Origin of the sequence: Trinickia sp. (assembly GCF_051953955.1) — a bacterium.
Taxonomy (GTDB): domain Bacteria; phylum Pseudomonadota; class Gammaproteobacteria; order Burkholderiales; family Burkholderiaceae; genus Trinickia.
This window is the reverse complement of the sequence record NZ_JBQCIF010000030.1, coordinates 98,471-116,498: the sequence shown is the minus strand read 5'-3', so window position 1 is coordinate 116,498 and position 18,028 is coordinate 98,471. Positions and strand designations below refer to the sequence as shown.

General features: G+C 64.4%; 14 protein-coding genes. 6 read left to right on the top strand and 8 right to left on the bottom strand.

The window, feature by feature from the left end; translation table 11 throughout:
- Positions 1 to 118 precede the first annotated feature (118 nt).
- Positions 119 to 715 (top strand): MlaC/ttg2D family ABC transporter substrate-binding protein, encoded by a 597-nt coding sequence (locus ACTHNZ_RS06485; RefSeq protein ID WP_440541670.1) that lies wholly within the window; start codon positions 119 to 121, stop codon positions 713 to 715.
- A gap of 73 nt (positions 716 to 788) precedes the next feature.
- Here the strand turns inward: ACTHNZ_RS06485 and ACTHNZ_RS06480 are convergent, their stop codons facing one another.
- From ACTHNZ_RS06480 to ispH, 4 genes are all read right to left on the bottom strand, one after another.
- Positions 789 to 1,430 (bottom strand): response regulator, encoded by a 642-nt coding sequence (locus tag ACTHNZ_RS06480; RefSeq protein WP_440541669.1) that lies wholly within the window; start codon positions 1,428 to 1,430, stop codon positions 789 to 791.
- Positions 1,427 to 2,857: a cache domain-containing protein gene (locus tag ACTHNZ_RS06475; protein ID WP_440541668.1), complete on the bottom strand. Its 1,431-nt coding sequence runs from the start codon at positions 2,855 to 2,857 to the stop codon at positions 1,427 to 1,429. The genes ACTHNZ_RS06480 and ACTHNZ_RS06475 overlap by 4 nt, the downstream gene beginning before the upstream one ends.
- Positions 2,858 to 3,145: 288 nt before the next feature.
- Complete coding sequence (gene hpnH / locus ACTHNZ_RS06470; RefSeq protein ID WP_440541667.1) at positions 3,146 to 4,297, bottom strand: adenosyl-hopene transferase HpnH; 1,152 nt, start codon at positions 4,295 to 4,297, stop codon at positions 3,146 to 3,148.
- A 10-nt stretch (positions 4,298 to 4,307) separates the two neighbouring features.
- Complete coding sequence (ispH, locus tag ACTHNZ_RS06465) at positions 4,308 to 5,252, bottom strand: 4-hydroxy-3-methylbut-2-enyl diphosphate reductase (protein ID WP_440541666.1); 945 nt, start codon at positions 5,250 to 5,252, stop codon at positions 4,308 to 4,310.
- A 434-nt stretch (positions 5,253 to 5,686) separates the two neighbouring features.
- Here ispH and ACTHNZ_RS06460 point away from each other — a divergent pair, with 434 nt between their 5' ends.
- The gene (locus ACTHNZ_RS06460) at positions 5,687 to 6,877 is read left to right on the top strand and encodes a glycosyltransferase (RefSeq protein WP_440541665.1); all 1,191 of its coding nucleotides are present in this window, start codon (positions 5,687 to 5,689) and stop codon (positions 6,875 to 6,877) included.
- Positions 6,878 to 6,887: 10 nt separating this feature from the next.
- Here ACTHNZ_RS06460 and ACTHNZ_RS06455 read toward each other — a convergent pair whose 3' ends face one another.
- The 3 genes from ACTHNZ_RS06455 to ACTHNZ_RS06445 all read right to left on the bottom strand — a co-directional run bounded on the left by ACTHNZ_RS06455 (position 6,888) and on the right by ACTHNZ_RS06445 (position 11,836).
- Positions 6,888 to 7,457, bottom strand: a complete 570-nt coding sequence (locus tag ACTHNZ_RS06455) for a hypothetical protein (RefSeq protein ID WP_440541664.1) — start codon at positions 7,455 to 7,457, stop codon at positions 6,888 to 6,890.
- Between the two features lie 100 nt (positions 7,458 to 7,557).
- The gene (gene hpnA, locus ACTHNZ_RS06450) at positions 7,558 to 8,568 is read right to left on the bottom strand and encodes a hopanoid-associated sugar epimerase (protein ID WP_440541663.1); all 1,011 of its coding nucleotides are present in this window, start codon (positions 8,566 to 8,568) and stop codon (positions 7,558 to 7,560) included.
- A 103-nt stretch (positions 8,569 to 8,671) separates the two neighbouring features.
- Entirely contained in the window at positions 8,672 to 11,836 is a 3,165-nt protein-coding gene (locus ACTHNZ_RS06445) for a sensor domain-containing protein (RefSeq protein WP_440541662.1), read from the bottom strand.
- 170 nt (positions 11,837 to 12,006) lie between these two features.
- On the opposite strand from ACTHNZ_RS06445, the gene ACTHNZ_RS06440 reads away from it, so the two are divergent.
- Positions 12,007 to 12,303 carry an acylphosphatase gene (locus ACTHNZ_RS06440; RefSeq protein ID WP_440541661.1) on the top strand — a complete coding sequence of 99 codons (297 nt, stop codon included), beginning with the start codon at positions 12,007 to 12,009 and terminating at the stop codon, positions 12,301 to 12,303.
- A gap of 90 nt (positions 12,304 to 12,393) precedes the next feature.
- A complete protein-coding gene (rarD, locus tag ACTHNZ_RS06435; RefSeq protein ID WP_440541660.1) occupies positions 12,394 to 13,302 on the top strand; it encodes an EamA family transporter RarD in 909 nt (302 codons plus the stop codon).
- A 19-nt stretch (positions 13,303 to 13,321) separates the two neighbouring features.
- Here rarD and ACTHNZ_RS06430 read toward each other — a convergent pair whose 3' ends face one another.
- Positions 13,322 to 14,899, bottom strand: coding sequence for an ATP-binding protein (locus ACTHNZ_RS06430; RefSeq protein WP_440541659.1), 1,578 nt, complete (start codon positions 14,897 to 14,899; stop codon positions 13,322 to 13,324).
- A 255-nt stretch (positions 14,900 to 15,154) separates the two neighbouring features.
- On the opposite strand from ACTHNZ_RS06430, the gene ACTHNZ_RS06425 reads away from it, so the two are divergent.
- A complete protein-coding gene (locus ACTHNZ_RS06425) occupies positions 15,155 to 16,669 on the top strand; it encodes an efflux transporter outer membrane subunit (RefSeq protein WP_440541658.1) in 1,515 nt (504 codons plus the stop codon).
- On the top strand, positions 16,670 to 17,923 hold the full coding sequence (locus tag ACTHNZ_RS06420; RefSeq protein WP_440541657.1) for an efflux RND transporter periplasmic adaptor subunit: 1,254 nt from the start codon (positions 16,670 to 16,672) through the stop codon (positions 17,921 to 17,923).
- Positions 17,924 to 18,028: the final 105 nt, after the last annotated feature.

Genomic DNA, 18,028 nt, shown 5'->3' with positions numbered 1-18,028 from the left:
TCGGCCCGCGTCGAAACCAGATTCGGACGGGATGGGTATACTGCCCGCACCGCCTTGCGGCCCATCGCCTGCCCGCGAGTGGCGCTGCCGGCACTCCTTCAATCGAGCTCGATATTCCATGAAACGTCATTTGTTCGCATTTTTTACCGCTGCGTTCGTGAGCGCCGCCGCTGCAGCGCAAACGGCACCCGTCGACGTCGTGAAGCAAGCCGTCACCGGCACCATCGATGCGATGAAGCAAGATCCTGCCGCGCGCAGCGGCGACATGGCGAAGATTGCGCAGGTCGTGCAAACGCACTTTTTGCCGGCCACGAACTTCGAACGGACCGCCCGGATCGCCGTCGGCGACGCGTGGAAGCAAGCCACCCCCGCGCAGCAGCAAGAGCTGACGAAGCAATTTAAAGTCCTGATGACGCGCACCTACGCTGCCTCGCTGGCGCAGCTCGGCACCCAAGATGCGCGTTTCTCGTTCAAGCCCGAGGAAGCGACGGCCAACGACGCGCTCGTCATGTCGACGGTCACCACACCGGGCGACAGCCAGCAAGTAGGCTACCGTCTCGGCAAGACGGGCAATGAATGGAAGATTTACGACATTGATATGTCCGGCGCTTGGCTGATCCAGGTCTATCAGAACCAGTTCAAGGCGCAGTTGAGCCAAGGCGGCATCGACGGGCTCATCAAGTTCCTCACCGCGCACAACGCGCGCGCGGAGTAACGGAAGTCGCTGAAGTCACGGCCGGGAAGCGCGCCGGAATTCGAAATTCGGTGACGTCCGGCGCGGGCGCCGCTCAGCGCCGGCGCCGCTCCACCGCGAACTTGATCAGTTCGGCCTGTCCTTCGATTTCGAGCTTGCGTTTGACGTTGAGCCGGTGCGTTTCCACGGTGCGCACCGAAAGTCCGTAGCGCTCGGCGATCTGTTTGCTCGAGAGGCCTTCGGCCAGCGCGTCGAGGATCTCGCTCTCGCGCGGCGTCAGCCGTTCCACCGGCGTTTGCAGCGCGCTCGCCTGGATCATGCGTGCGGCGATACCGGCACTGAAGAACGTGCGATTCGCGAGCACCGCCGAAATGGCATGGACGATTTCGGTGGCAGGCGAATCCTTCAGCACGTACCCGCTCGCGCCGGCCTGCACGGCCTGTGTGACGTATTCGATGTTGTCGTACATCGATAGCATCAGGACGCGCACGGCCGGGAAGCGTTCATGGAATACGCCGGCCAGCGCGATTCCGTTCATGCCGTTCATCCCGACGTCCATCAAGACGAGGTCGGGGGATAGCCGTTCGGCCAGCGCCAGCGCTTCCTCGGCATTGCCGGCTTCTCCCGCCACCACGAAGCCGGACACGCCTTCGAGGCGCAGGCGCAACCCGTCTCGCACGAGCGGATGATCGTCGACGAGGATGATATGGGCGGAGCGCGGTTCGATTGCGTTCATGCGGGATGATCAGTGTGGGCGGGCTGGGCGGCGCGCGGTGCGAGGCGATGCGGCAAAGGAACCGTGGCCGTCACGACGGTCTGCCCGGGTGTCGATGTGATTGTCAGCATACCGGCGAGCGGATCGAGCCGCTCGCGCATGTTACGCAAACCAATGCCGCGGCGCGAATCGGCTTGCATGCGTTCGACGTCGAAGCCCTGCCCGTCGTCAGTGATCGTAAGCGTCGCCGCTTTGTCGCGCACGGCGAATGCGAGCGTTGCATGTGCGGCCTGCGCGTGGCGCACGATGTTCGTCAGCGCTTCCTGGGCGATCCTGAACAATGCCGTGTTGACCGTCGCCGGCAGTGCGGCGGCGCGCGATTCGCCGTCCGTGTCCACGCGCATCTCGATGCCCGTTTCCTCGCCGAGCTCTCGCGTCAATTGCTCGAGCGCCGCGGCCAAGCCGAGGTCGTCGAGCATCGCGGGGCGCAGCGCGTGCGAAATGCGCCGCACTTCGCGCAGTACGTGCGACAGGCGCGTCAGCGCGGTGGCGAGCGCCGCCTCCGCGCTCGGTACGCGGACGTGCGGCGTGCCGGCCCGTTCGAGGCGCGCGAGCGCCGATTCGAGCAGCAGCTTGACCGAAACCATCATTTGGCTGATGCCGTCGTGCAGCTCACGCGATAGCCGCGCGCGTTCATGTTCCTGCGATTCGACGACCTGCTGCGCGAGGCGCTTGAGCTTCGCATCGGCGCTGCGATGTTCGGAGACGTTGAGGAACAGGGCGCATGCCGTGATGACGCCGAAACCCATCAAGGCGATGACACCGATCCACGTCATCGTCCGTCCGATGTTGGCTGCCGCGCGGGTGTCGATGCCGGCGAGCGTTTCCTTGACGCCGTCCAGATAGATGCCGGTGCCGATCATCCAGCCCCAGCGCCGCAGCGGCACGACGTAACCGAGCTTTTCCTCCAGACGATTCGTGGACGGCCGATGCCAGACATAGCGCACGTAGCCGCCGCCGTTGTTCGCTGCCGCAATGAGCTGCTGAATCGTGAGCGCGCCGTCCGGATCCTTGAGTAGCCACCAGTTGTGGCCGACGAGGTCGGGCTCGCGGGGATGCATTAGCGAATTGCCCTGCATGTCGTACACGAAGAAGTAACCGTCCGGACCGAAATCCATGCGCTGCAGGACGGCGAGCGCTTGCTGCTTGCGGGTAGCCGTGTCTTGCGCATTGCCGTCGGCGTCGTAAAGCGGCGCAATCGCGCTCGTGGCGAGATCGACATAATGCTTGAGCTCGGTTTGCTTGCTCGACAGGTAGGCGGCCCTGACCGTTTCTCGCTGAGCGTCGGCGAGCGCCGTCGCTTGCAGGTGCACCCCCATGCCGATACCCGCAATCGCCAGCAGAAATGGAACGATCGCCAGCAAGAAGATCTTCGTCTTGATTTTCATGGTCGATCGAAGGGGTGCAAAACGCCGCCTGGCTAGAAAACTGTTCATCTATTTTCGGGCATTTGCACGCGCGTTTCGCCTAGGCGTCAACCCTAACGAGCCTACTCGAGCGATCCGGCGCTTTGGCGCTTCGGTTGTCGGAACCTACGCGGTCGCTTTCAGCGATGCGGCAACGGGGCCGTCCCGGACAACGTAACGCCTCAAAACAAAGCGGCGCGGCCCCTTAGGACCGCGCCGCTCAACTTACCTGACGGGTGACGCGAACGCGAGGCGCCCGCCGGCGCAACGTCAGTGCGCCGCCGCCGCGCGTGCGTTCTTCGAATTGGCCGAGTGCTTGATCTCCTCGAGCTTGATCTCGACGTGACGCGAGAAGACGTATTCGGCCGGACGCTGCTTGTCGAGCGGAATGTCCTTGGAAAACGCGCCTTCGATCTTCGGGCCGCGCAGGCTCACGCCGAGCGCCTTCAGCGGATGGGCGACGGTATCCATCACGGCCGTCGCTTCGAAGCCGCTGTGAACCATGCAGTCGGCGCACTTTTCGTAGTTGCCCGTGCCGTAGGCATCCCAATCGGTCTCTTCCATCAGTTCCTTGAAGGTCTTCGCATAGCCTTCGCCGACGAGATAGCACGGACGCTGCCAGCCGAACACGGTACGCGCCGGGTTGCCCCAGGGCGTGCAGTGGTACGTTTGATTGCCCGCGAGGAAGTCCAGGAACATCGCCGATTGGCTGAACGACCAGTTCTTGCCGCGATTGCCGCGCTTGAAGATTTCGCGGAAGAGTTGCTTGGTCTTGTCGCGATTGAGGAAGTGCTGCTGATCGGGCGCACGCTCGTAGGCATAGCCCGGCGAAACGGTGATGCCGTCGACGCCCATCGGGCCGAGCGTGTCGAAAAACGCTGCCACGCGCTCGGGCTGTGCGTCGTTGAACAGCGTGCAGTTGATGTTCACGCGGAAACCGCGGCGCTTCGCTTCGCGAATCGCGGCAACCGCCTTCTCATAGACGCCCTCTTGCGAGACCGAGTGATCGTGCATCGCTTGGTCGCCGTCGAGGTGGACCGACCAGACGAAGTACGGGCTCGGCTCGTAGTCGTCCATCTTCTTTTCCATCAGCAGCGCGTTCGTGCACAGATAGACGAATTTCTTGCGCGCGATGATGCCCTTGACGATCGTGGGCATTTCCTTGTGCAGCAGCGGCTCGCCACCGGCGATCGAGACGACCGGCGCCCCGCACTCGTCGACGGCGCCGAGGCATTCCTCGATCGACAGCCGTTGATTGAGGATCGGGTCCGGGTAATCGATCTTGCCGCAGCCGTTGCACGCGAGGTTGCAGCGGAAGAGCGGCTCGAGCATCAGCGCGAGCGGATAGCGTTTGTTGCCACTGAAATGTTGACGCGCGATATAGGCGCCAACGCGAACTTTCTGTAAAAGTGGGATCGACAAGGCAACCTCCTTAAACTTGACGGGCTGCGACGGGCTCGAGGAGCTTCGTCGGCAGCTTGAATTCGACTTTTTCTTCGCGGCCGGCCATCGTCGAGACTTCGACGGGACCGAGCGCGCGCAGCGCGTCAATGACGTGCTCCACCATTTCTTCGGGCGCCGACGCACCGGCCGTGATGCCGACCGCCTGCGCATGGGCGAACCATTCGGGTTTGAGTTCCGAGCCGTCCGCGACGAGATAGCTCGGCACGCCCGTTTCGGCACCGATTTCGCGCAGGCGATTCGAGTTCGAGCTGTTCGTCGCGCCGACGACGAGCAGCACATCCACTTGCGCGCTCAGATCACGCACCGCGGCCTGCCTGTTTTGCGTCGCATAGCAGATGTCGCGCGTATCGGGCCCGACGATGTTGCTGAAGCGGCGCATGAGCGCTTCGATGATGCCGCGCGTGTCGTCGACGGACAGCGTCGTTTGCGTGACGTAGGCGAGCGGCGTGTCGAGCGGCAGATCGAGCTTGGCCACTTCGGCCTCGCTTTGGACGAGCAGCACCTTGCCGGGAATCTGGCCGATCGTGCCTTCTACCTCCGGATGCCCCGCATGGCCGATCAGGATCAGCGTGCGGCCGGCGGCGACGTACTGGCGGCCCTGGACGTGCACCTTCGTGACGAGCGGGCACGTTGCATCGAGCACGTCGAGGCCGCGCGCCTGTGCATCTTGCTCCACGCTTTGCGCGACGCCGTGGGCGCTGAAAATGGCGACTGCACCGTGCGGAACCTCATCGAGTTCCTCGACGAAACGCGCGCCCTTGCTGCGCAGGTTTTCGACGACGTGCCGGTTATGCACGATTTCATGGCGCACGTACACGGGGGCACCGTGCCGTTGCAGTGCGCGATCGACGATCTCGATCGCGCGGACGACACCCGCACAAAAGCCGCGGGGCTGAGCAAGGATGACTCGCATGTATGGCGAACTCCGACCGAATCGGGGTATCGAGCCGCCGGCATTGAGCCGCGTGATCGCCCTGACTCCAATATTATTAAGAACGCGGGCGTGATAGCCGGCAAACCAACCCAAACGCGCATTCTAACGCTATCGGGCCGCGAACGCTTCCTGACCGGCCCGGCGACCGTTGCAAGAATGCAAGTGGGTCCGTCCGAGGCCGGGGGCATTCTGGGGCACGCGTCGCAGCCGATCAGCCGGCGAGCCGCTACACTAGTGAGCTTCGCGTGCTTCGTTGCGGTTTCGTTGCGATCCTTGCGCCTTCGTTTTATTTTCTTTCTTTTTCCTTTCAATTTCATTCATCGCATGGCCGGCAGGATGTTTTCCGCTCATTTCTCTTACCGCTTACCGGGCTGCGGCCCCTTCGATGCCGCCGAGACGAACCGGGGGCGCGCATGACGAGCCTCGCGCTGTTCGCCTTGTCCATCCTCTCGCTCGTGATCTGGTGCGCCCTGCTGTTCGCGCGCGGCGGGTTTTGGCGCACGCGCTGCGCGCCGCGTGTCTTGAGCGAGGCCCTCGCCGCCATGGGAGACTGGCCGGCGGTCGTGGCCGTGGTGCCCGCCCGGAACGAGGCCGACGTAATCGGCGCGGCCGTCACGTCGTTGCTCGAACAAGCGTATGAAGGCGACTTCCATGTGATCGTCGTCGACGACCACAGCACCGACGGCACCGCCGATTGCGCCCGCGCGGCGGCGCTCGCCCTGGGCAAGCCCGAGCGATTGACCGTGATCAAGGCCGAACCGCTGCCGGCCGGCTGGTCCGGCAAAGTGTGGGCGCAATCGCAAGGCGTGGCGGCCATCGGCTCGCGCGGGTTGGCGGCCGATTATCTGCTGTTGACCGACGCCGACATCGCGCACCCGGCCGATGCCGTCGAACAGCTCGTTGCGCGCGCAACGATCGAGCGGCGCGATCTCGTTTCTTTGATGGTGCGCCTGCGCTGCGATTCCGTCTGGGAGAAGGCCCTGATTCCGGCGTTCGTCTTCTTCTTCGCCAAGCTCTATCCGTTCAGCCGCGTCAACAACCCGCGCAATAAGACGGCGGCTGCGGCCGGCGGCTGCATGCTCGTGAAGCGCACGGCGCTGGAGGAGGCGGGCGGCATGGAGTCGATCCGCGCGGCGCTGATCGACGACTGCACGCTCGCGGCCCGCATCAAGCATCGCGGCCAGGGTGGCCACGCGATCGCGCTCGACGTCGCGGCGAACAGCCGTTCGCTGCGCCCGTACGACGGCCCCGGCGAAATCTGGAACATGATCGCGCGCACGGCCTTCACGCAATTGCACTACTCGGCTTGGCTGCTCGTCGGCACGCTGATCGGCATGACCGTGATTTACCTCGTGCCGCCCGTCGTCGCGCTCGTGCTGGGCCCGCTCGGTTGGCCGGCATGGCTCGCATGGGCCGCCATGTGCTGTGCGTACGCGCCGATGCTGCGCTATTACGGTCGCTCGCCGTGGTGGGCGCCCGCATTACCGCTCGTCGCCTTGTTTTACGTCGGCGCGACGCTGGCCTCGGCCATTCGCTACTGGCGCGGCAAGGGTGGCCAATGGAAAGCGCGCGTGCAGGCGCCAGCGCCGGGGCAGGGCGGCTGACTGGGGCGCACTAGCGCTGCGTCAGCATCATGTAAAGCTGGACGGCGGCATCGGGCGAGAACGTGAACGGCACCCACCCGTGGCCCGTATGTCGCGCGATCAGTAGGCGATCGCCATTGGGCTGCTTTTGCATCGCCATGACGGGGTTTTTCGTCGATGCGAAACGCCAGCCGGCAGGAATCGCCATCGGCGGCTCCGGCGTCATCGAGGCGCGCGCGTTCGCCAACTCCTCGATCAATTGACCGATCTGCTCGGGGTGCAGCGTGACGGTTTGCGAGCCGATGCTCAGCGTCAATGCGTTATGTGAGGGGCGCGCCACGCACAGCGTGGGAATTTCGTCGTTCGTTTCAGACTCGCTGACGGCCGGCGATTCGGCTTCGGCTTCGGCCTCGATCTCGGCTTCAGCTGCTGCTTCAGCGATTACGCTGGCCGCTTGTTCCGCCGCCCGCGCTGCGTGGGCTTCGTGCAGGCGAGCCCGCTCCGTTTCCGCCCGCTCGGCGGCAGCTTGCGCCAGCCGGACGAGTTCACTGAGCCGATCGACTTGCGCGTCGATCGCACCGATCTGTTCTTCCAGGTTCATGCCGGGCCATTTCTACCAAAGAGACGCGATTTTACCGGCTGCTCGCCGCTTGTATCCCAGCGCGGTGCCGGCGAGTTGTAACAAAATGCACGCGCGGCGATCAGCGTTTCAGGTAACCGGCTTCATCGAACCATCGCAGCGCGTCGCGTAGTCCGTCGAGATAAGGCCGCGCGCGATAGCCGATGTCGCGTTCGGCCTTGGCCGACGTGAAATACATCTTGTTCTTCGACATCCTGAGGCCGTCAACGGTGACGAACGGCTCGCGCTTCGTCAGCTTGGCCACGCATTCGGCGCCCATGGCCAGCGGATAGAGCGGCCAGCGCGGCAGGCTGATCGTCGGCGGCTTGCGGCCCGTCTCCCGCGCGATGTCGGCGAGCATGCGTTGCAGCGGCAAATTCTCGCCGCCGAGAATGTAGCGCTCGCCGATGCGGCCGCGCTCCAGCGCGAGCAGATGGCCTTGCGCGACGTCGTCGACGTGCACCAGGTTAAGGCCTGTATCGACGAACGCGGGAATCTTGCCGAGCGCGGCTTCGACGATGATGCGGCCCGTGGGGGTCGGGCGCACGTCGCGCGGTCCGATCGGCGTGGACGGGTTGACGATGACGGCCGGCAGCCGATCGCGTTCGATCATGCGCTCGACGGCGCGCTCGGCCAGCACTTTACTGCGCTTGTAGACGCCGATGGCTTGTTGTGCGGTCAGCGGGGACGTTTCGTCGGCGATACGGCCTTCGCTCGTAACCTTCAACGTGGCGACGCTGCTCGTGTAGACGATGCGCTCGACGCCTTCCGCGAGCGCGGCCCGCATCGTCGCCTCGGTGCCTTCCAGGTTGGCGCGCTCGATCTCGGAGGGATCGGGGGCCCAGAGCCGGTAATCGGCGGCTACGTGAAACAGATATCGCACGCCGCGCAGCGCGGCGCGCATCGACTGCTCGTCGCGCATATCGCCGACGACGATTTGTGCGTCGAGTGCTTCGAGGTTTTTGCGTGGGCTCGTGGCGCGCACGAGCGCTCGCACGCGCATTCCGCGTGCGAGCGCCGCGCGGGCGACGGCGGAGCCGACGAAGCCCGACGCGCCCGTGACGAGCACGAGGTCGCCTGAAGATTCGGTCATGGTATGGCGCGAATGCGTTTGTGGGTTTGTTGCTCAGATGCGGCGAGATTGTACTTGCTGTCGTTGCCTGCCGTCCCCGATTCGACGAATCGCCGAACCGCGCCTAGCCATATGCGACCACGCCCTCGTTGAAATCCCGGATGAACGCATGCGCATCGGCGGCGGGCATGGGGCGCGCGAAGCGGTAGCCTTGCACGACGCAGCAGCCGTGCCGGCGCAGGAAAGCGAGTTGCGTCTCGGTCTCGACGCCTTCCGCGACGACTTTGAAGCCGAGCGCACGGCCGAGCGAGAGAATCGCGCGCGTGATGACTTCGTCTTCGCGATGGCGGCCGATGCCCGAGACGAACGACATGTCGAGCTTGAGCCGCTCGGCGTGGAAATTGCGAATGTAGGAAAGACTCGAATAGCCGGTGCCGAAATCGTCGATGGCCAGATCGATGTCCATCGCGCGCAACGCACGCAGCACGTCGAGCGCGCCCAGCGTCATCAGCGCACCCTCCGTGATCTCGATCTCGAGCAGGCGCGGCGACAGACCCGCACGCATGAGCGAGCGCTGCACGACGCGCAGGATGTCGCCGCGCCCGAACTGCCGCGGCGAGAGATTGACGGACATCCGCAGCCCCGGCAGGGTCTCCTGCCAGACTTGTGCTTGGAAGCACGCCTGCTGCATGACCCACTCGCCGATGGGAACGATCAGGCCGTTTTCTTCGGCGATCGGGATGAACGTCGCGGGACTGACGGGTCCGAGTTCCGTGTCGGTCCATCGCAGCAGCGCCTCTACCCCGGTCACGCGATTCGTCTGGAGATCGACTTGCGGCTGATACTCGAGCCGGAATTCGCCGTTGGCGAGCGCGGCGCGCATGCGGCGCGACAGCGCGAGGCGCTCGTCGGCGCGCCTGCCGAGCTCGGGCGTGAAGCGCTGCAACGCATTGCGGCCATTCGATTTGGCTCGGTACATCGCAAGATCGGCGCGCCGCAGCAGCGTCTCGGGATCGGTGCCGTCGCTCGGGAAGCAGGCCACGCCGATGCTCGTTTCGACGTGAAATTCCGTATCGTCGATCCACACGGGACGCGAAAATCCTTCCGCTACGCAGGCGAGCACTTCGTCCAAGCGATCGTCGCGCTCGCCCTGGCAAACCACCATGACGAATTCGTCGCCGCCGTAGCGTGCGACCGTATCGGCCTCGCTGACGCACGCGCTCAGCCGCGCGCTGATTTCGCGCAGCAGACGATCGCCGATACCGTGCCCGAGGCTGTCGTTGACGTCCTTGAAGTGATCGATGTCCATGAAGACGACGGCCACGCGTGTGCCGTCTCGCTGGGCGTCGCCTATCGCTTGGATCAGCCGCTCGTTCAGGCGGTAGCGATTCGGCAAGGCCGTCAGCGAATCGAAATTGGCCTGCCGCGTCAGCAGGTCGCGCGATTGGACGAGTTCGGTCACGTCGTTGACGACGCTGATGTGGTGCGTGACCTTGCCGTGATCGTCGCGTACCGGTGCGATATAGATTTGGTTCCAAACGAGCGAGCCGTCGCGCCGGTAGTTGCGCAGCAGCGTCGTGACTTCGCTTTCGTCGGCAAGTGCGCGGCGGATGGTATCGAGGCCTTCTTGGTTTTGGTCGTCGCCATGCAGAAAGCGAAAGTCCAAACCTTTGACTTCGTCGACCGAATAGCCCGTGATGCGCTGAAACGCGGGGTTCGTGTATTCGATCAGATCGCCGTCTTCGGTTACGCGCGTGATCAGCACCGCGTTGACGATCGCGTCGAGCGCGCGGCTTCGCAAGCGTAGCGCGAGCTCGACGCCTTTGCGTTCGGTCACGTCTTCATAGGTGGCGAGCAGACCCATGACGTTGTCATGGGTATTGCGCAGCGGCACCTTCGTCTTGCGCAGCCATCGCCATGTGCCGTTCGCCGCCGGTGCGAATTCCTCGTAGTTCGCGAGCGGCTCGCCCGTTTCGATGACTTCTCGGTCGCGCATGCGTGCGTTGCCGGCGGCCACGCGCCAGGGAAGGTCGTAATCGGTGAGCCCGATGATGTGCGATGCGTCGGCCAAGCCGACGTCTTGGGCGAACGCGCGGTTGCAGCCCAGGTAGCGCGACTCCGTGTCTTTCCAGAAGATGCGCTGCGGCACGCTGTCGATGACGGCTTCGAGCATTTGCTTCGATTGCCGCAACGCTTCCTTCGCGTTCTCTTTCTCGGTGACGTCGATGGCGACGACGAAGCATGCGCGCCGATTCGCGTAAGTCAGAAAGTGATAGGACGGTTCGACGAAAAAGCGCGAGCCGTCTTTGCGAACATGCTCGCGCACGCCCGTCGAGCCGCTGATCGGGGACTTCGCCGTGCCCATCGCGGCCGCGAGCTCGATGAAGCGAGCAATGAACTCGGCGCTCTCTTCGGGCGGCCGCAAGGCGGCGATCGACATTCCCGCCAATTCTTCGCGTTCGTATCCGTATTGCCGTACCGCGGCACCGTTGATGGCGGCGATGGTCAGCGTTTCGACGTCGTAGATGAGCATCGGCAACGGATGCTCTTCGAAGTATTCGCGAAAGCGCGCCTCGCCTTCCTGGCTGGAAATGCGGGCGCGGGCGCGCTCCAGCCCGAGGCGATGGTTCGCGAGGAACCCGTAGACGAGGAACACGAATGCCGCCGCGATGGCCGCGGAGAACGCCGTCCGCTCCGACGCATAGCGGCGCGCGATATTCTCGGCGCGCGGATCCGCGGAAAAGTTTTGTGCCGCATCGAGGCTGCGCAAGCCGACCGCCACCCGGTGGCGGCTGTCTTCGACGAGAACCAGTGCGTCGCGCGGCAGCAGGACCGAAGAGTCCTCCGGCGTTTCCCCGTGCGCGGTTTCGGCCACGCTGCGCTGCCATTCGTGCGTGGCCGAGCGCAGTTCGTCGACATCGTGCGCCTGCGTCGGCTGCTGCTTGAACGCCTGCGCCAGCGCATCTAGCGTTTGTTCGGTGCGTTGTACTCGCAACGCCGGCCAAGGATCGGTGTTCGAGCCCGGATCCGCGACGAGGCGTAAGAAATCCGCATCGGCCTCGGCGTAGAGCCCTTCCAGTTGCTCGACGTTGTCACGAAGTTGTAACGCGCGCGCCATCTGTGCGTCGTCCAACTCGCGTGCCGCGAAGATCTGGCTTGCGCCGAACGCGACGATGCCGACCGCGATCGCGCAGACGGCGACGGTCAGAAGGGTGGTGCTATGCTCGTCCAGCCACTGTTTCAGCAGGCTGCCGCGAGCGACTCGTGCCGCGCGATCCTGTAGCGCCACGGGTAGGTCTCCTCTCGCCAAGTGAGCGGTCGCGCATACGCAATCACTGCGTTTAACGACCGGGAGTGCGACTTTCTTTAGTACCGAATGTTAGGTCCAGCTAAAAAAATCGTTTTCGGCGGTGCGACTACAATGCGGGGGATCGATGTAAAGGCAATGGGGAAATGGTAATGGAAGGTCCCGATTTGGACAAAAAAGTCGAGACGTATTACGTGCATGTGCGCGGCGTGGTGCAGGGTGTGGGCTTTCGGCATGCCACTGTGCGGCAAGCGCACGCTTTGGGGGTCACCGGATGGGTGGCGAACCTCGCCGATGGCTCCGTCGAAGCGATGCTGCAAGGGCCCGCCAACCAAATCGACAGGATGCTCGAGTGGATGCGGCGTGGGCCGCCCTCGGCCCGCGTCACCGATTTCTTCAGCGAGGAGCGCAAGGTCGATAAGCGCTTCGCCCGCTTCGAACAGCATTGAATTCCAAATATTGGGCACCGATCGCGATATGCGCGTCATTGCCGATGACAATGACGTCGTAATCGGCGCTTGTGGCGCGCCGCACCTAAGATGAATCAACACGAAACGGGACGTGGGATTGCGCTGTCGGTCATCGCTACCACTTTGTTTGCGCTTTTATCCGTGTATACCCGGATGCTGCACCCACTCGATGGCTTGGGTATCTTTGCCTGGCGTATCGTCTGGACCGTGCCGGGCGCGTTGCTGCTAGTCGGGCTGCGGGGGCGCCGCGCGCAATTCGAGGCGCTCGTCCGTGCTTCGCTGCGCGAGCCGTTGAGAGGGCTCACGCTGATATCGGCAAGCGCGCTGCTCGGTTTGCAGCTTTGGCTCTTCATGTGGGCGCCGTTGCACGGCCGCATGCTCGAAGTGTCGCTCGGCTATTTCTTGCTGCCGTTATCGATGGTGCTCGTCGGGCGCTTCTATTACCGCGAGGAGCTCGTTCCGCTGCAGTGGCTGGCTGTTGCCTTCGCCGCGCTCGGTGTTGCGCACGAACTGTGGGCGACGCATGCCTTCTCTTGGCCCACGCTCGTCGTTGCCGCCTGCTATCCGCCTTATTTCGTTCTTCGCCGCAAGCTCGGCGGCGATTCGCTCGCTACGTTCGCGTTGGAGATGTTGCTGTTGCTGCCCGTCGCCATCGGTGTCATCGCGCTGAGTCCCGGTGCGCAGGCGGCGCTGCAGCGGCCGCTGCTTGGGGCGCTGCTGCTGCCGGGGCTCGGTGCGTTGAGCACGATCGCACTGGCCAGCTATCTTGCGGCGAGCCGCCTGTTGCCGATGGCGCTGTTCGGGATTCTCGGATATGTCGAGCCGGTGCTGCTGGTGCTTTTTTCGGTCACGCTGCTCGGCGAGACTTTTTCGGCGCGGCAGATCGGCACCTACGCGCCGATTTGGATGGCTGTGGCCGTGACGGCCTTGCATAGCGCGCTGTTGTTGCGCGCGCAACGAAGCGGCCGGATCGACTGACGCCCGCCGCTGCCTTCGCTTATTTCGATTTCAATCGCGCGATCGTGCTCAATAGAGCGTCGAGCATGACGGGCTTGGTCAAATGCGCATCGAAGCCGGCGCTGGTGGCTTCTTCGACGTCCGACGGCCGGCCGAACCCGCTCAGCGCGATGGCTTTCACCGCGCTCAGTTCGGGACGTGCGCGCACCGCCTCGATGAACGCCAAGCCGCTCATGCCGGGCATCCCCAGATCGGACAAGATCAACGACGGCGGCTCCTTGCCGATCCGCTCGAGCGCTTCCTCCCCGCTCATGGCAACCGTCACGACCGCTCCCTCCATCTCGAGCAGAAGCCTGAAGGTTTCGACTGTGTCGGGATCGTCGTCGACGAGCAGGACACGCTCGCCCTTCAAGAATGTCGTGGGGTAGGCGCCGCCCCCGGCATGGGCAACCGCATCGACGATACGCGGGAGCTTGACCGTAAACGTTGCCCCGCGACCGATGCCGTCCGAATGTGCCCGCACTTCGCCACCGTGCACGGCCACCAAATCCTTGACGAGCGAGAGTCCGATACCCAGGCCGCCGCGCACCGCGGACGCGCTGCTGCGGCTTTGCTCGAACATTTCGAAAATATTCGGCAACGCGGCAGGATCGATGCCGATCCCGTTGTCGGTGACGCTCAGCTCCGCATGGTGCTCGTCGATCGAGAGCTCGACGGTGATCTTGCCGTCGCCGTCAGTGAACTTCAGTGCATTGCTGACGAGATTCCAGACGATCTGTTCCACGCGCGTGAGGTCCGCATCGATCGAGACCGGCTCGTCGGGCACCGCCAAGCGGAAATCGATGTCCTTGCGCTCGGCTTCGTCTTGCATCGTATGACTGATGCGCAGCACGACCTCCTTCAGATCGACGGGCCGGCGCGTGATCGAGAGCTTGCCCGTGCGCATGCGCGACATGTCGAGCAAGTCGTCGATGATTTGCGCCTGCCCGAGCACGGTACGGCGTATCGTGTCCGCGGCGCGGGCGATCATCGCGTTCGCGCGCGCTTCGCGGGAACGCCCGATCAGCTCGGTGCTCGCGCTGATCAGATTGAGCGGATGCTTCAGTTCGTGCGAGACGACGGCGAGAAACTCGTCGCGCCGGCGCTCCTTTTCTTCGACCTTCGCTTTCAGTTCGGCGTTGGCGGTCGTCAGTGCCTCGCTGATCGCCTGCAACGCCTTCTTGCTCGTTTCGAGTTCTTCCCGCGCCGCGCGCAACGCCTCGTTGACCGCTTGCAGCTCCGCGTCGGCGTCGCCGGGCCCGGCGATGCGCAGTTCCTGGTCGACGATCGTGCAGATCAGCGGGGGCTCGACCACGTAGACGTGGTTTGGCTCCATGCGCACCGTCTGCCGGACCGGAACGACGGGCAGCGGGGTGACCGGCTGAAGCTCACGGCTGATCGAACGCGCCGAGCGTTCGGCCGCGCGCGGCACGATCACGAAAGCGGCGCCGGACCGCGCCGGCAGGGCGTTGAAGAGCTGCTTCAGCGCGTCGACGTCGTCGCCCGATGCGCCGATTCCCACGATGGGGAACGCCAACGATGGATGCGGGAGCGGACGTCCCTGACTTTGCTCGGACATATCGAATCTCGGTCGGAGCCAGGCCCGGCACGCGGGCAACTGGGGTTGATGGGCGCGTGCTGGCGCCTATGATACGCGGCCTAAGTGATGCGCGCGACGAATTGCAATCGATTGTCCAACCGCTACGGAACGCGTGCTACCGGTAAGCGAAATCGGGCGCTATACTCTGAGCCGCATTTGATTGCCCGATAGCCAGCTTTATCTTTCCCTTGCTGACGAATCGAGGGGGAAGAATGCCGAATTGCCCCATTCCACATGGAAAACAATAAGCGCGGCCAACTACGCCGATTGACGCCTGCAAACGGCTCGACTGGGCTGCGCTCGGGCGTTGCGGCAACCATCCTTTCGCTTGCGGCGCTGCTAGCATGTGGCGGCTGCGCCGTGGGGCCCGATTTCAAGCCGCCCCCGGCGCCGGCTGCGAAACGCGTCACGCCCGAATCGCTGCCGGCCGAGACGCAAGCCACACCCGTAGCCGGCGGAGCCGCGCAGCGGTTCGATCCAGCTGCCCAACTGCCGTCGCAGTGGTGGACGGCTTACGGATCCGAGCGGCTCGATCGGCTCGTTTCGGAGTCATTCGCCAATAGTCCGACGATCGCCTCTGCTCAAGCGGCGCTGCGCGTGGCGCAGGAGCAAGTCAACGCGCAGCGCGGGGCGTTGTTTCCATCCATTGGCGGTACCGTCGGCGTGACGCGGGAAAAGTTGAACGGCGCGCAGGAAGGCTTTCCGCAAGCCGGCAGCTTTTTGTTCACGCTCTACAACGCGTCGGTGAACTTGTCTTATAACTTCGACGTGTTCGGCGGCGTGCGGCGCGGTATCGAGGCGCAGGAAGCGGGGCGCGATGCGCAGCGCGAGGAGTTGCAGGCGACTTATCAAACGCTCGCCGCCAACGTCGTCACGGTGGCCGTGCTCGAAGCCTCGCTGCGCGCGCAGATGGAGGCGACGCGCGAGCTCGTCGCCTCGGCCCAGCACGAGGTCGATTTGACTCGGCAAGATTTCGAGCTCGGCGGTACCGCGCGTTCCGATTTATTGTCGGCACAGTCGAATCTGGCTTCGGTGCAGGCCACGCTGCCGCCGCTTTCGCAGCAGCTTGCGGCCGCGCGCAGCCAACTGGCCGTCTATCTCGGCAAGGCGCCGAGCGAATACGGCGATGCGCAATTCGATCTGGCTTCGCTGCAACTGCCTCTCGACATCCCGGTCATGATGCCGTCCGAGATCGTGCGTCAGCGGCCCGATGTAAGGCGGGCCGAGGCGCAGCTTCATCAAGCGAGCGCCCAGATCGGCGTTGCCACGGCGAACATGCTGCCGCAGATCGGCTTGACCGGTAACTACGGCGATTCGGCCACCTCATTCCGGTCGCTCTTCACGAGCAACGTCTTTTCGTTGGCCGGCAACATCACGCAGCCGCTGTTCCAGGGCGGTGCGTTGAGCGCCAAACGTCGCGCCGCCGTTGCGCAATACGACCAATCGCTCGCACAGTACCGGCAAACCGTGTTGCTGGCCTTCAAGAACGTTTCGGATGCCTTGCGCGCGCTCGACACCGACGCGCAAACGCTGGCCGCGCAGTATCGCGCGCAAGCGGCGGCAGCGGACAGCCTGCATTTGATCGAGCAGCGTTTCGGTCTCGGCGGTGCGAATCACCTCGACTTGCTCGTCGCGCAACAGCAGTACCAGCGCGCGCGCATCGCCTACGTTCAGGCGCTCGCGGCGCGCTACCAAGATACGGCTGCGCTGTTCCTTGCATTGGGCGGCGATTGGAAGGAAATCCATTAGATGACGGACAAATCGGATTTGTTGCGGCAGTTGCGAATCGAACGCGACGAGCGGCCCGCGCAAACGGCGTCTTCGCGCCGGTGGTGGTGGTTCGCGGCGCTGCTTGCGCTCTTGATTGCGCTCGGGGTCGGCGCATTTCTCGTGCTGCATACCGCGGCGCCGGTGGTGCAAGCCGCAGTGGCCAAGCCGGTCGCGACGGGCGCCGGAGGGGAAGGCGCGGCGTCGATTCTCGATGCGTCCGGTTACGTCGTCGCGCGTCGTCAAGCCACGGTCTCCGCGAAGATCACGGGTAAGCTCGATCAGCTGTTCATCGAAGAAGGCGTGCACGTCAAGGCAGGCGACGTCGTTGCCAAGCTCGACGAGCGCAACGCATCGGCCGCGCTGCTGCAGGCGAAAGCCGGCGTGACGCAAGCCGAAAGCACGGTGTTGCAGGCGAAGGCTGCTGCCGCCGACATCACGCCGATCTACGAACGCGACCGCAAGCTCGCCGCCGCGGGCGTCATCAGCGCGACCGCGCTCGAGCAGAGCCGCGCGAACTACGACGCGAAGCAGACGGACGTGGCCGTGGCGCAGGGCAACCTGGCCGTGCGCCGCGCGGCGCTCGAAGTCGCGCAGCGCGATCTCGACGATACGATCGTGCGCGCGCCGTTCACGGGCGTCGTGACGAGCAAGAATGCGCAGCCCGGCGAAATCGTATCGCCGCTGTCGGCGGGCGGCGGCTTCACGCGCAGCGGCATTTGCACGCTCGTCGACATGGATTCGCTCGAGGTCGAGGTGGACGTCAGCGAGAACTTCATCAGCCGAGTGCAGGCCGGCGAGCCTGCGACGCTGAAGCTCAACGCGTATCCGGACTGGTCGATCCCCGCCTATGTCATCGCGGTCGTGCCGACTGCCGATCGCAGCAAGGCGACGGTCAAAGTGCGCGTGGGCTTCAAATCGCGCGATCCGCGCATCCTGCCCGAGATGGGCGCGCGCGTCTCGTTTCTGAGCCGCCCGCAGAAGGACGCGAACGGCGCGGCGCCCACGAGCGGCGTCACGCTTCCGTTGGCTGCCGTGCAGGCGGCGAGCGATGCGGCGACGGGCGTAGTCTATGTGCTGCACGACGACACGGTCGAGCGGCGCGTGGTCAAGCTTGGTGCGCGCGGCACGGACGCGCAGACTGTGATTGCCGGAGTTTCGCCGGGCGAGCACGTTGCAGTCGGCGATTTGACGAAGCTTTCCGACGGCGCGCGCGTGAAGGTCGTCGAACATTGAACACTCAATACACGATACTGATCGCTGAAGTCTCGGCACGAGATTCTCATCGGCCGACGATGTAGCGGCCGTGACCGGCACGGCGCCCAGATCGAACGAGGAGCG